At 55.8% G+C, this 13,530-nt stretch carries 11 protein-coding genes and 1 pseudogene; 4 read left to right on the forward strand and 8 right to left on the reverse strand.

The genetic code is table 11. From position 1 onward, the window contains the following. Positions 1-246: 246 nt before the first annotated feature. On the reverse strand, positions 247-1,317 hold the full coding sequence (ptcA, locus tag ACQQ92_RS05330; RefSeq protein ID WP_154517924.1) for a putrescine carbamoyltransferase: 1,071 nt from the start codon (positions 1,315-1,317) through the stop codon (positions 247-249). A 382-nt stretch (positions 1,318-1,699) separates the two neighbouring features. Continuing rightward, positions 1,700-2,611 carry a response regulator transcription factor gene (locus tag ACQQ92_RS05335; RefSeq protein ID WP_427729222.1) on the reverse strand — a complete coding sequence of 304 codons (912 nt, stop codon included), beginning with the start codon at positions 2,609-2,611 and terminating at the stop codon, positions 1,700-1,702. A gap of 241 nt (positions 2,612-2,852) precedes the next feature. Between ACQQ92_RS05335 and ACQQ92_RS05340 the strand changes: the two genes are divergently transcribed. Continuing rightward, positions 2,853-4,658 carry an amidohydrolase gene (locus ACQQ92_RS05340; protein WP_427795971.1) on the forward strand — a complete coding sequence of 602 codons (1,806 nt, stop codon included), beginning with the start codon at positions 2,853-2,855 and terminating at the stop codon, positions 4,656-4,658. Between the two features lie 106 nt (positions 4,659-4,764). Continuing rightward, positions 4,765-4,971, forward strand: a pseudogene (locus ACQQ92_RS05345) (helix-turn-helix transcriptional regulator); the annotation flags it as partial. 306 nt (positions 4,972-5,277) lie between these two features. Here the strand turns inward: ACQQ92_RS05345 and ACQQ92_RS05350 are convergent. The 4 genes from ACQQ92_RS05350 to ACQQ92_RS05365 form a co-directional block, all read right to left on the reverse strand. Next, positions 5,278-5,448, reverse strand: a complete 171-nt coding sequence (locus tag ACQQ92_RS05350; protein ID WP_427747580.1) for a hypothetical protein — start codon at positions 5,446-5,448, stop codon at positions 5,278-5,280. A gap of 400 nt (positions 5,449-5,848) precedes the next feature. Continuing rightward, the gene (locus tag ACQQ92_RS05355) at positions 5,849-6,649 is read right to left on the reverse strand and encodes an SDR family NAD(P)-dependent oxidoreductase (RefSeq protein WP_123220203.1); all 801 of its coding nucleotides are present in this window, start codon (positions 6,647-6,649) and stop codon (positions 5,849-5,851) included. A gap of 39 nt (positions 6,650-6,688) precedes the next feature. Further along, positions 6,689-6,922: a hypothetical protein gene (locus tag ACQQ92_RS05360; RefSeq protein ID WP_427729216.1), complete on the reverse strand. Its 234-nt coding sequence runs from the start codon at positions 6,920-6,922 to the stop codon at positions 6,689-6,691. 103 nt (positions 6,923-7,025) lie between these two features. Continuing rightward, on the reverse strand, positions 7,026-8,363 hold the full coding sequence (locus ACQQ92_RS05365; RefSeq protein WP_427795972.1) for an LPXTG cell wall anchor domain-containing protein: 1,338 nt from the start codon (positions 8,361-8,363) through the stop codon (positions 7,026-7,028). Between the two features lie 337 nt (positions 8,364-8,700). On the opposite strand from ACQQ92_RS05365, the gene ACQQ92_RS05370 reads away from it, so the two are divergent. Continuing rightward, on the forward strand, positions 8,701-9,918 hold the full coding sequence (locus ACQQ92_RS05370) for an InlB B-repeat-containing protein (protein WP_427795370.1): 1,218 nt from the start codon (positions 8,701-8,703) through the stop codon (positions 9,916-9,918). Between the two features lie 129 nt (positions 9,919-10,047). Here the strand turns inward: ACQQ92_RS05370 and guaA are convergent, their stop codons facing one another. Beyond that, the gene (gene guaA / locus ACQQ92_RS05375) at positions 10,048-11,646 is read right to left on the reverse strand and encodes a glutamine-hydrolyzing GMP synthase (RefSeq protein ID WP_427795973.1); all 1,599 of its coding nucleotides are present in this window, start codon (positions 11,644-11,646) and stop codon (positions 10,048-10,050) included. 268 nt (positions 11,647-11,914) lie between these two features. On the opposite strand from guaA, the gene ACQQ92_RS05380 reads away from it, so the two are divergent. Then, positions 11,915-12,928 (forward strand): asparaginase, encoded by a 1,014-nt coding sequence (locus ACQQ92_RS05380; protein ID WP_154517941.1) that lies wholly within the window; start codon positions 11,915-11,917, stop codon positions 12,926-12,928. A gap of 317 nt (positions 12,929-13,245) precedes the next feature. Here ACQQ92_RS05380 and ACQQ92_RS05385 read toward each other — a convergent pair whose 3' ends face one another. Continuing rightward, positions 13,246-13,464, reverse strand: coding sequence for a helix-turn-helix domain-containing protein (locus tag ACQQ92_RS05385; protein ID WP_427719445.1), 219 nt, complete (start codon positions 13,462-13,464; stop codon positions 13,246-13,248). Positions 13,465-13,530 lie beyond the last annotated feature (66 nt).

The raw sequence follows: 13,530 nt of genomic DNA on the forward strand, positions 1-13,530 counted from the left end.
GTTTTCAGACAGGGCGCCAGTGCTTACGCGCAGTGGCGCAGATGATGGGCGGCAAGAGACAAGCATCTGCTGCCGCTCATCAGAAAGCATCGCACAGGCCATACCACACGTCGGTGTAGATGAAGTCGGCGCCCTTGATGCACTCGGTTGTCGTCGGAGACTTTGCAGTTCTCCTCTCCGATGGCCATGAGGTCGCCCATCTCCTGCGAAGGCGGGCGAGCCGTAGCTCGCCCGACCTGGTACGTCTTACAGACCGTGCTTACCGAGGGCCGCCATGCGCTCATTGATGGTGGCGCGGTATGCCGCAGCCTTCTGCTCGTCGGGCTCGCTCTGGGGGCACAGAGTGGCCAGGATGGCGCGAATGGAGTGCTTGCGGTTCTCGGCCTCGACCCAGCACAGGGAGCGCTCGGGATCGTCCATGACCTCGTCGACGACTTCCTCGCCACGGTTGGCGGGCAGGCAGTGCATGAACATGCTGTTCGGACCGGCAACGTTCATCATATCCCAGGTCACCTGGTACTTCGGATAGAACACATCCATGTAGCTGGAGCTGGAGACTTCACTGTCGTAGAGGCCGTACCACACATCGGTGTACACGAAGTCGGCGCCCTCGATGCAGGAAATGTCGTCGGAAATGGTGATGGTGCCGCCGGAGACCTTGCAGTTCTCCTCGCCGATAGCCATGAGATGCTTGCCGAACTCGGCGCGCTCCTCATCGGTGCCAATATGCAGGCAGCCGTCGGGAATCTGATGCCCCTTCGGTCCGAACTGCACGAAGTCCATGCCCATCTTCGTGCAGATGAACATGAGCGACGCGCAGGTCTGGGTGGCATCGCCGATCCAGGCAAACTTGCAGTCCTCGATCTTCTTGCCCTCGGGGAGGTTCTCGATCATGGTCATGAGGTCGCCGAGCTCCTGGGTGGGATGGTTGTACTCGCTCATGCCGTTGATGACGGGGGCCGCGGAGTACTTCGCCAAGCTCACTACATCCTTATGACGATCGACGCGGGCCATGAGGATGTCGACGAGGCTTCCCATAACGCGGCCGGAGTCCTCGATGGACTCATGGCCACCCAGCTGGATGGAGCCGGGGCCGAAGAACTCGGCGTGACCGCCGAGGTCGGTCATGGCCGTCTCGAAGGAGATGCGGGTACGGGTGGACACCTGCTGGAAAATCATGCCGAGGGTCTTGTCCTTCAGCAGGTGCGGGTACTCGCCGCCCTCCTTGATGAGCCCCTTCATGGCGATGGCCAGATCTACCATGCCGAGCAGCTCTTCTTTTGTGAAGTCGTTGGTGTCGATGTAATCTTTGACCATTGAAATCTCCTTCAAAATTCGTTGGCCGGACCGCCCCTTGCGGACCGCGCTCCCATGAAGCGCCCCGAAATGAGCGAGACGCTCCCTTGCGCCACACAGCATGGGGCGCACCCGTAGTTTTGAGAAGAAATAACCAGGATTATTTTCAGATTACATTAGCTCACCGCACACCTTACCCTGGCTAATCCTAGCTAATCCTAACTAATCCTAACTAGTCCTAACGCCTAGACGGATTGATATTGAACTGGTTTCTTCGCCCTGTGCGCCGCTGTCAACACCTTGCGCCTCCGTTCTAAGGAACCGACGCGCCCGACACCCAAGAATACGTAGACGAGCTGCTCCCGTAGGGGGCGGCCGCATAGCCGCACCGACCCCCAGCCTCTCAGAGCCCGGCCCTCTTGCGGCCGCTCAGTTCCTTTCTAAGTTTTTGCGCAAGCTCGTCTCGGCTACTCACACCAAGCTTGGCGTAAATATTCGATATGTGGGTTTTCACCGTGTTGACGGAAATGCATTCTTGCTCAGCAATCTCCTTGTTCGATGCGCCCTTTTCAAGGAGCGACAACAGTACTTCCTCGCGCTTGGTCAGCCCGTATTCGCGAGCGATCCAGGGCACAAGGGATTCCGCCAACCGCACATTACGTATCCGCCGATGATGTGCAAGAAAGACATATGCAGCCACGGTGAAGCAAAGCGCCATAATCTCAACGGGGACCCTACGAGGAGAGGCAGAGCGCGCGCCGCCCTCCTGTCCAAAGGCCAAATACGTTGCCGCTTCCGCCAAGGCATATATGAGCACAAGTAAGAGCGAGAGAACCCATCGCCATTGGCTCATGTGTCGAAACTCTGCCGCCAAACAGCAGATGCCGTACCCTATTACCCAGATCGCCAACAACCTGGTAAAGAGAAACTCGCGCCATAGTGCAACCGATTCGACTGACGAAGCGCCACTTGCCAAAGCCACCATCATGCAAACTGCCCAAAAAAATCCCTCTACGAGAGAGAAGCTGCGCGAGAGCAAGCTGCCGAGAACGAGCCGATACAAGAGGATTACCACCATGTTGAATGCAACACGGAACATAGGATAGGCGTTTCGTGCGCCCTCGAATTGCATCGCGAATTCCGGAACGAACTCATACATGAATACAGTATTAATATCTATCGTATACGCAAGGAAGGTGAGCGCGACGAAGAGATAGCCCCGCCTGCGCTCGACATAATGCAGAGTCCCATAGGCAGCACTGACAAACGCATAGGCGATGCAACTTGCCACATTGTAGAGAAAAGCGAGGGACACGACTCCTCCTTCATCAAGCGGCAACATTATAGAAGATTTAGCACCCAAAGCTAAAACTACCCCAACGTCCGATTTGTCTCCCTGCATTTTCGCTGTTCAGGGACAGGGGGATAGAAAATCATCCTCCGATTAATCTCAAATCCCTCTCTGTTTTTCTTAACAAAGGACCCCCTGACTCTTAAGGTTGAATTACTGCAGCGCAAAAAAGAGACAGCGCTGCAACCAAATTAAGGAGGGTCTTATGAGCACATCCCATCAGAAGCAACCTCTCAGCCGCCGTCGTTTCGTCATTGGATCGAGCGCCCTAGCGGCTGCCGCGTTCTCGGGCGGACTCTGGGGATGCGCATCCGGGGAGCAGCCTGGATCAAATGCCACGCCCGGTTCCGCCGATCAAAACATTGCCGATATCGTGCTCCGCAACGGCCATGTGCAGACCATGGTGTCAGAAAGCGATGTTGCATCAGCCGTCGCTATCGCGGGCAACAAGATCGTGTACGTGGGCGACGATTCGGGCATCGATGCTTTCGTAGGAGACAAGACTCAAGTCATCGACCTCGATGGCAAGTTCGTCTCCCCCGGCTTCATTGACGGCCACATCCACGCCCCCGCCAACTGGTTCAACGCCCTCTTCCAGATCGACCTGACGGGGCTTACCACCAACGAGGAATACCTCAAGGCAATCCGCGCCTTCGTGGAGGCCCATCCCGACGAGGAGGGCTACATCGGAGCGCCTTTCATGCTCAATGCCTACCAGCTTCCCGACGGCTCGAATCCCGGGCCCTCGAAAGAAGATCTAGATGCCATCTGCCCCGATAAGCCCATTCTCATCCACGACGTCTCCTACCACGCCGCTTGGGTCAATTCCAAGGCCCTCGAAATGGCTGGCGTAACTGCCGACACCCCCGACCCAGAAGGCGGCCTGTTCTATCGCAATGAGAAGGGAGAGCCTTCGGGGTGCGTCTCCGATGCCGCCAAGGGAATTGTGTTCGCCATCATGCCCAACACCATGACCAACGATAAGCTGAAAAAGGCCATGCGCAAATTCATGAAGGAAGCAAACTCCTATGGCATAACCGGCATTACAAATATCACCCAAGGCGGTCTTGATGTTATCGACATGTATCACGAGTTGGAGGACGAGGGCAATTTGACCCTGCGCATGAACGTCGTCCCCACTATGAAAGAAGGCCGCACCTATGACGAGGTGCTTTCCGCCATCAAGTCCTACAACGACTCCGCCACAGACATGATTTCTTCGAATACCGTGAAGATTTTCTACGACGGAGTGACCGAAAGAGGCACCGCCGTCTTCCTGGAACCCTACCAGGAATCAACGGGACTCGGCGATCATTGGTGCGGCGAACCCATCTGGTCTCAGGAAGACTTTACCCGTCTTGTACACGACTTTGATGCAGAAGGCGTTCAGGTGCACGTGCACGCCATGGGCGACGGCGCCGTTCACGGCACCCTTGATGCCTTCGAGGAGGCTCGGGCGACCAATGGGAAGCGCGACGCGCGGCACACGATCACCCACGTATGCGCCATTACCGATGAGGATATCCAGCGCATGGCCGATTTGGATGTAGTGGCGAATCTCCAATTCCTGATGATGTACCACGATGATCTCATGGACCTGGAGCGCGCCTATATCGGCGACGAGCGCGCCATGGCGTTGTACCCAACAAAGCACTTGGCCGAGGCAGGCATCTGCATCAGCGGCTCCTCAGACGCCCCCGTCATTCCATTTGCCCCGCTCGATGCGATCGAGGTTGGCGTTACCCGCAACTCGCCCTATCCCGAGGAAGAGGACACCGACATGACCCGCTGGCCCGAACAGGGGCTCACTGCCTACCAGCTGCTCGAGGCCTACACCAAGAACGACGCCTACCAGAACTTCATGGACGATATTATCGGCACCGTTGAAGTAGGCAAGTTCGCCGATCTCGTCGTGCTGGACACCAACATTCTCGAAGCCGATACCAAGGCCATCTCTGACACGCGCGTGATCTACACCATCTCCGACGGCCGCATCGTCTACAAGGGATAGAACCACGCCAGAAGGTGCCAGCAATACAGAACGGCTCACAAACCCTCGAACACAAGCCCCCGCGGCTCTGCGGTCATTAGTCCCGCAGAGCCGCGGGGGCCAATCTATGCGACTTCGCAGTCCTTACCGGCACTGCGGCAATACGCAAACACGCAGTATCCCGAAAGGGCTTCTCGCTCTCCAATTTGTTTTAGCGCACTTTACGACCGGCGAGAAAATCAGGTACTACCGTAAGCTTCGCGGGCTCTATCAGGGAGAGCTGGGCGAGAAAATCGGCGTCTCCAAGGGCGCGATCCGTCACTATGAGACGGATTTCAGGACTCCCAAGCAGCCTCAGGTGGAAGCCATCGCCGAAGCTCTCGACAACTCTCCGCTTGCCTGTTGGACTTCAGGGCAGAGAACGCCCGAGACCTCCTGGGCCTCCTTCTGCAGCTGGAGGACGAGTTCGGCATCGTGCCTGTCGAGAATGGATCAGGCCTTTCAATCGATGTATCTGCCGAGAAGGCGCCCGCCGCTGCCCGGCCTCCCTCAGGGTCTCAACGTACATAAGGTCGACGGCCAGCCCCCTCAGCTCGATCGCCGCCCTCAGCCTCGGCCTGCTAGTCGTGTGCCTGTTCACCTAGGAGAAATCATGCCAAAGGCAGCGCTGGACCATGGTTTGCGGCCAGGTCTCGCGCACGGCCTTGGCGAACCCGCCGTCGGGGGCGAGCGTGGGCCAGACCTCCCGGAACTCGGCCGTCCTGCTCCTGAAGGCCCGCCCGCCGCAGCAGGGGCAATAGACGGCCTTCATGGACACCTCTTCCGAAAAGGTATTTAACGGTTCCGGAAAAAGGTTATCTACCTGCGGGAACGATAGGCAACCGGACACACATTCTGTCCGAGCGGTTAAAAGCGGGCACGGAATTTATACGGCTGAAAAAGGGGCATCGACCTGCGCCGATGCCCCCAACGTGGACACACATTTTGTCCTATAAGCCTTAGCCAACAGATTGCCTGCACAAAAAAACATGGCCACCCGCAAAGGGTGGCCATGTAGATTTTAACTGCAAGAAATCTTTTGCGTGCGTGGTGTGCTTTCGCGCATTCAGTCATGCGCGCCTTCGCGCTTTCACACTCTAGCACGTTCACGCGTCCACGCTTTCCGCATTCTCGCGTTCGCGCTTTCGTACTGGTCTATTCGCCTGTACGAATTACCACGTGCGGGAATTCATCTGGCGGAACTGAGCAACGGTTGGAGCGTGCGAATTCATGCCGCCGTCAACGTTGATGATCTGTCCCGTGGTGTAGGTACTTTCATCGGAGCCAAAATATACGGCTGCATGAGCAATGTCTTCTGGGCAACCGTAGCGGTTAACCATGATGCTACCCAAGAAGATATCTTTGAGCATCTGAGGAACCTTCGCCTCGTTTTCTGGCGTAACAATCAAGCCTGGACGGATGCAATTGCAGCGGATGTTGTCTTTGCCGTATTGCAAGGCAACGTATTGCGTGAAGATGTCTACGCCCGCCTTGGCGCATGCATAAGCGGTAGAACCTAAGTCGCCTGCACATGATGCCATAGAGCCAATGTTTACGATTGCGCCGCCACCAATTTCTTTCATGTAGGGGATAGCGCACTTCGTTGCATAGAAGGTGCCGCGCAGGTCGCTTTCCAAAATAGCGTCCCACATTTCAAGGGTGAGCTCGTCAACACGACCGTCCTTGAGGGCAACGTTTGCTGCATTGTTTACCAAAATATCGAGCTTGCCGTATTGCTCTACAGTGTCTGCAATAAGCGCTTCGATGCTTGCTGGTTCGGTAATGTCGAAATAGTGGAAGCTTGCCTTGCCGCCTGCTTCAACAATTTGATCAACTACAACTTGGCCTTTTTCGGCACGACGACCACTAATAACAACCGTCGCGCCCTCGGCTGCGTATACCTTTGCGATACCGATGCCAATGCCGCTGGTGGAGCCCGTTACGATAGCAACTTTGCCTTCGAGTCTACCCATTGTGTTCCCTTTCTCGTTCAAATAATCGATAAGGTATTTTTATTCCTTTTTCGCGTTTTTGTGAATATTTGCATAGAAAAAGCGGATGGCAGTCGTGGGGATTTCGGCAGGAAGGGAAGGGGCCGGCCGCGTTGCGTGCACTGCCGTATTCTTTTCTGCAGGAAAATATGTTGAGCTGCTCGTTTTTCTGTTTGAATAGTAGACAGATTTAGCATGGTCAGAGGCTGCTGGCAAACAATTTACTCCCTCAACAAAACGCTTGCTCTCTGACATGCCATGCTCGCGCACAAAGTTGGGGCCTTCCCAGACGGGAAGGCCCCTTTGCTGATTATCTTAGCGCTTCATTTCAATGGAGCTGCACCAATGGTATCCGTGCTTATTTATAGTTGTTGCGCTTTCTGAACGTGAAGAGCGCCCCAGCACCGGCAGCGATCGCAACGCCGCAGATGCCCATTGCATAGAGGGCGGCGCTATCGCCGGTGTGAGGGAGATTGGATGCAGACTTATCGGAGTCGACCCCGACGATGGTCAGCTTGGCATCGTCGATGTTCACGATGAACTGGTCGGTCACATCGTTGCCCTCGGCATCGGTCACGACCGCCTGACCGCTTTTCGTTACAGGGTACTCGCCTGCATCGGTGCCCGTTGCAGAAGCCTCAACGCCGGAAACGTAGAAGGTCTGACCATTGATATGGAACTCCAGGGTCTCGAAACCGGATACGGACTTCTCGGTGCCGTCGTAGGCCACGGACTTGGAGTTAGGAGTGAGGGTGATATGGTACTTCTCGCTACGGTCGGTAACGGTCAGGGTTCCGTACGTCTTGTTGATCTGATAGTTGTCCAGATTGGTTCCCTCGTTGGGGATGCATTCGAATGCATTCTCAGAGGAGCCGACGATCTTCTGCGAGCCGGTGAAAGAATAGGTGGCACCTTGGCCATCGACCCAACCAGTATCCCGGGTAGCCTCCCCAACGGTGACCTTGTGATTGGTCAGGGGCTCGCCGTCGTACTCCTTCGAACCACTCGCGGAGGTCAGGGTGACCACACGTGGTGTGATCTCCACTATACCTGTTTCAAACTTGGTAATATTGTAAGAGTCGGGACTACCCTTAATAAATATTATCTCAAACGTATTATTATTCGTTATGCCAACATTGGTCCGAGAACTAGTCGATATGCAATAAACATCGTCAAACGTAGCAAAACCAGGATCAACTGATACGGGACAGGCAAGAGGTTCGCCGTCATAGGTTTTTGAGACGTTTGTGGACTTAAGAGTTACGTTACGCTTTGTAATCTCGATTTCGAATCGTTCCTCATCCACATCACCTCCCGAAACCACCAAGGTCACGTGGCCGACTTGAGTTCCCATTACAGAAACGGTCTTGTGATTAGGATAAAGATTATCAAGATACGAGATTGTGACATCTCCACCGTCATTGTCACGAATATAATCCCATTTATATTCAGACCTTGATGTCATATTGGTATATTGTGCAGCAACGCCGTACTGAATCTTATCAGGGCCTTTGAATGCATTGCCAACGGGATCGCTTACCGCCCCGCCCTCATCAGCGAAAGCTGCGACGGGCAGAAAAGATGCTGCCAGCACTGCCGCCAGCATCACCCTCGCAAATCTTTTCGCAAGCGATTGGGAGAGAACTGCAGTTTCGACCTCTCCCCATTTGGAGAATTTGGCATCCATGAAGCTCATGTATGCTCCAATCGTATCGAATTGAACCAACGTAAAACGCAACACGACGTACAGTGTGTTGCTGCGTTTTTTCGATTTGGTAAAGAATAACCGAATCTTTGTTGGCTATGCGTCGTTTGAATGTAATTACCTCTCTAATAAATCATATTTGTTACTTTTTTGCACCACCAAACCAGATTCTGCCTCCTTCGAATTAGGCACCCACCCCATCAAGACCGCGAAGCATCCCCGCCCAGAGCAAGCCCGAGCCGAGCAAGGGACATGCCCGAAAATAATTCTCTGTTAACATGAAATGCAATGTTGCAATAGGGAACGCACGCTTGAATTGGAGGATACGATGAAGATACAGGTTAAAGAGACCTTGGCCAGGCGCCGGACGGTTTTCGTCCTCACGCTCGCAGCCATCGTCGGCGTTTGCGCTTTCACCTTCTCCGGCACCCAGAATTACGCCTGGGCTGAAGGCGAGGGACCCATTGCCACTTGGAATAGAGTCCTAACGCCGGGATATGTCGTTCCAGAAACAGGTGGAAAGAACCTTCCGCTTGAAATAAAAGTAGCTGGCTCGGGCGATCACCTGGAGGCCCATATCACGAATAACGGCGGAGATAAAATTCACCCATCTGTCCTTGAGTTGACAACGGAAGATGGATCAGTATTAACCGCCTATTTTGGTGAAGATATTCTTCCTACCAATCAAGCAGCATCTCCCATTAAAGGCTCGAAACCCACTACCCGATTCACTAAAGCAGAGCTTTACGAAACCGTCACCGTGACCTTCAATATGAACAGCCACGGAACCCAGATCATCAACCCCATTACGGTCAAGAAGGGGACGTCCGTCACCCTGCCCCAGCCCACAGACCCGAATTATGACTTCGGCGGCTGGTTCACCGATGAGAGCCTCACCACCTCGTTCAACGGCACCGCCGCTACAAGCATGACCGTCTACGCCAAATGGACCGAAAAGGAAAAGGTCACCGTTTCCTTCGAATCCGAATTCGGGACCGCACCTGAAGCCGTGACCGTGAACAAGGGCCAAGTCGTCGAACTCCCTGACCTCGGCACTGACGGCGACTACTCATTCGTTGGCTGGATTCCTAAGGGCTCCGAAGGCACCGATCCCCTTAAAGGCGAATACACAGCTAAAGAAAACATCACTTTCACGGCTGTCTGGGAAACTCCCTCCACTCCCATCATCGAAATGGTCGATGTCACCTTCGACATGAACGGCCACGGCGACAGTGTGACCAAGCAGACCGAGAAGGGCAAGCCCATCACCCTTATCGATGACCCCACCGCCGAAGGCTATACCTTCAAAGGCTGGACCTACGACAAGGAAGGCAAGCAGGCCTTCGACCCCAAGAAGAACGCAGACCAGGACACCACCCTGTACGCCCAGTGGGAGAAGAATGCCGACTCCGCTCCCACCAACTCAACAATCCCCCGGACCGGTGACAACCAGATGGCACTCGTGGCATCCCTTTGCTTCAGTGCAGCAGCCCTGATAGCAGTCGGCATCGCGTTAGCCGCGTATCGCAAATGCAAGCACGCATAAAGCATACGTGACGTTACCGTTCTAATTCTCGATCTAAACAGAGGGGAGTCCCGCGGGACTCCCCTTCCCATTCGCGTACCTAATTACGCTGTTCCTACTAAAATTGGGAATTCTATTCCCAATCTTCTCCTATTCCCACTCAATGGTCGCGGGCGGCTTGGACGTGATGTCATAGCACACGCGGTTGGCGCCGGGAACCTCGGCAACGATGCGGCCGGAAATGCGGGCCAGCACATCGTAGGGCAGCTTGGCCCAGTCGGCGGTCATGGCATCACTGGATTCGACGGCACGCAGGATGATCGGGCGCTGATAGGTGCGCTCGTCGCCCATAACGCCAACGGACTTGATGTCGGGCAGGACCGCGAAATACTGCCAGCAGCTGTGCTCGGAGTTGCGCTCGCCGGTCTGCTCAAACAGGCGCTGGTTGTAGGCATCCAGCTCCTCGCGCACGATGGCATCGGCGTTCTTGAGGATCTCGAGCTTCTCCTTGTCGACCGCACCGATGATGCGGATGGCCAGACCCGGGCCCGGGAAAGGCTGACGGAACACGATATGACCCGGCAGGCCCAGTGCCAGACCAAGCGCGCGAACCTCGTCCTTAAAGAAGTGATCAAGCGGCTCAATGAGGTCGAAGTGTACGCCCTCGGGGAACGGGATCAGGTTGTGATGGCTCTTGATGGTGGCCGTCTTGCCGCCCGTCTTGCGAGCGCCGGACTCGATGATGTCGGGGTAGATGGTGCCCTGAGCCAGGTACTTGACCGACTTGCCATCGGTCTCGAGCTGCTGCGCCACGGCGAAGAACTCTTTCCAGAACTGAGTACCGATGATGCGGCGCTTCTCCTCGGGCTCGGTCACGCCGGCCAGAAGCTCGGCATAACGGTCCTCGGCGTGAACGTGGATAAAGTCGACATCGAACTGCTTGGTGAAGACCTCCTCCACCTGCTCGGGCTCGCCCTTGCGCAGCAGGCCGTGGTTGATGAACACACAGGTCATCTGCTTGCCCACGGCGCGAGCGCCCAGCGCAGCCACGACGGAGGAGTCGACGCCACCGGACAGGGCCAGAATCACGCGGTCGTCGCCGACCTTCTCGCGGAACTCGGCCGTCATGGTCTCGACCAGGTTGTCCATGCTCCAGTTGGGCTCCAGGCCGCAGATCTCAAACAGGAAGTTGCTCAGCAGCTGCTGACCGTACTCGGAGTGCTTGACCTCGGGGTGGAACTGCGTGGTGAAAATCTTGCGCTCGGGGCACTCCATGGCGGCAACCGGGCACACGTCGGTGCTGGCGGTAACGGTAAAGCCCTCGGGCACCTCGGACACGGCGTCGCGGTGGCTCATCCACACGGTTTGCTTCATGGGCGTAGAGTTAAAGAGCTTGGCGCCGGCCGTGCGTGTGATGGTAGCACGGCCGTACTCGCCCACCTCTGAGTGGCCGACCTTGCCGCCGAGCGTCACGGCCGTGATCTGATGGCCGTAGCAGAAGCCCAGGACGGGAAGGCCCAGGTCAAAGATGGCAGGATCGATGGACGGAGCGTCCTCGGCATACACGGAGGCCGGGCCGCCGGAAAGGATGAGCGCAGAGGCGTTCATCTCGCGAATCTCATCGGCCGAGATGTCGCAGGGAACAATCTCGGAATACACGTTGAGGTCGCGGACGCGACGGGCAATGAGCTGACCGTACTGCGCACCAAAGTCGAGTACGAGGACCTTTGCGGAAGCCTTTTGATCCATGGTTTCCCCCTCTTTTTGGCGGGGAGCCGGTGCCCACCCGCGTGAATGAACGAAAATAACCTCCATAGTGTACACGTTATATGGGGTTTCTCGCCCCTCGCAGCCGTCAGCGCACGGCAAACGCACGACCAGGGCCCCTATTTGACGGCAATTGAAGTGTTATCAAACGTTACAGATGATGTAATACGTTTGAACATTGGACACCCTGTGCCACAATACTGCCGAACGACTCCGCCTCTGGGGCGGCAAATACGATAGGAACACCAACATGAAGCGCATCCTTCTCATCGCCACGGGCGGCACCATCGCATCGACCGAGGACGGTAACGGCCTCTCCCCCGCCCTAACCGGTGAGGAACTCGCCCAGAGCGTCCCCGAGATCTCGGGCCTCTGCGAGCTCGACGTCGTGCAGCCCATGAACATCGACAGCACCAATATGCGTCCGAGTGACTGGATGCGTATCCGCGACGTCATCGTCGAGGGTTATGCTGACCACGACGGCTTCGTGATTCTGCACGGCACCGACACCATGAGCTACACCGCGGCGGCGCTTTCTTACCTGATTCAGGACAGCCCCAAGCCCATCGTGCTCACCGGCTCGCAAAAGCCCATGGGCAACCCCTTTACCGATGCCAAGCTCAATCTGTACCAGAGCCTGCTCTATGCGCTCGACGAGCATTCGCACGACGTCTCAATCGTGTTTGGCGGTGTGGCCATCGCCGGCACGCGCGCCCGCAAGCAGCGCACCATGAGCTTTAACGCGTTCATCAGCGTCAACTATCCGCCCATTGCCTACATCCGCAACGACCGTATCGTGCGCAACGGGCTCCACGGCACTCACCAGAATGAGAGCCCGGTTCGTTTCTACGACAGTATCGACCCGCGCGTGTTTGTCCTTAAGCTCACGCCCGGCGTGAATCCAGGCATATTGGACGCCCTGACCGATAGCTACGACGCCGTAATTCTGGAGACCTTTGGCATTGGCGGTATTCCCGAGTTTGGCGAGTCCGGCGAGTCATTCCAGGAGGCGATTTTCCGCTGGGTCGATTCGGGTCGCACCGTCGTTATGACCACACAGGTCCCCGAAGAGGGCCTCGATCTGGGTGTTTATGAGGTCGGCCGTGCCTACGCCGACCATCCGGGTATTTTGCGCGGCGACGATATGACCACCGAAACGCTCGTGGCCAAGACCATGTGGGCGCTCGGCCAGTCACGTGATGCGGCCGAGATTCAGCGCCTGTTCTACAGCCAAGTCAACCATGACCGCATCCCGATGGTGTAGCTAAAACAAAATCCGTCTCTTTGGGCCTTGTAGGGCACGTGGTACCTCTCGGAACGTGCAAAAAACGGAGTTTTCAGCACCCGCCCCTTCCGGAAACGTTAAAACCGCTAGCTGTAGATCGCTTTTCGGTTCGATAGGCTCGTCCCGCGCGTCTATTATTCCTCATAATAATGAATTTTGTGGATAATCCAAAACAGCAAGCATCGTATTTGCGCCTTCGGTTGCTGTCAATTTATTGAGGGATGCTGAATACTCGGGTTTTTGCACGCCGCCGTCGGGGGGACCCGTTCAGCAAACGACAAATCTAGCAAAAACGCCTACTCAATGCCCTCGAGAAGCTCTGACACCGTCATGCCAAGCGCGGGCGCAAGTTTAAATAAAATCTCGAGCGTGCTGTTTGCCGTTCCGCTTTCGATTTGATCGAGATAAGGTCGGCTGATCCCAACCGCCACGCAAAAATCGACCTTGGAGATACCAAGGGCCTTGCGCGTCCGCTCGACTCGCTCGCCAAGAATCTGTTTCGCATGTTCGTTCATGCAGACGAGTTTGAAATGGAGCAAAACAAAAACGTAAACTATAGTTTACGTTTTGCCCAATATACA

The sequence above is a fragment of the Collinsella sp. SGI.241 genome, assembly GCF_050312955.1.
Taxonomy (GTDB): domain Bacteria; phylum Actinomycetota; class Coriobacteriia; order Coriobacteriales; family Coriobacteriaceae; genus Collinsella.

Excerpts from the sequence above, each read along its gene's own strand:
- ptcA (WP_154517924.1), bottom strand. The coding sequence starts at position 1,317 with ATGGTCAAAGATTACATCGACACCAACGACTTCACAAAAGAAGAGCTG.
- ACQQ92_RS05340 (WP_427795971.1), top strand. The coding sequence starts at position 2,853 with ATGAGCACATCCCATCAGAAGCAACCTCTCAGCCGCCGTCGTTTCGTC.
- ACQQ92_RS05350 (WP_427747580.1), bottom strand. The coding sequence starts at position 5,448 with ATGAAGGCCGTCTATTGCCCCTGCTGCGGCGGGCGGGCCTTCAGGAGC.
- ACQQ92_RS05355 (WP_123220203.1), bottom strand. The coding sequence starts at position 6,649 with ATGGGTAGACTCGAAGGCAAAGTTGCTATCGTAACGGGCTCCACCAGC.
- ACQQ92_RS05360 (WP_427729216.1), bottom strand. The coding sequence starts at position 6,922 with ATGTCAGAGAGCAAGCGTTTTGTTGAGGGAGTAAATTGTTTGCCAGCA.
- ACQQ92_RS05365 (WP_427795972.1), bottom strand. The coding sequence starts at position 8,363 with ATGAGCTTCATGGATGCCAAATTCTCCAAATGGGGAGAGGTCGAAACT.
- ACQQ92_RS05370 (WP_427795370.1), top strand. The coding sequence starts at position 8,701 with ATGAAGATACAGGTTAAAGAGACCTTGGCCAGGCGCCGGACGGTTTTC.
- guaA (WP_427795973.1), bottom strand. The coding sequence starts at position 11,646 with ATGGATCAAAAGGCTTCCGCAAAGGTCCTCGTACTCGACTTTGGTGCG.
- ACQQ92_RS05380 (WP_154517941.1), top strand. The coding sequence starts at position 11,915 with ATGAAGCGCATCCTTCTCATCGCCACGGGCGGCACCATCGCATCGACC.
- ACQQ92_RS05385 (WP_427719445.1), bottom strand. The coding sequence starts at position 13,464 with ATGAACGAACATGCGAAACAGATTCTTGGCGAGCGAGTCGAGCGGACG.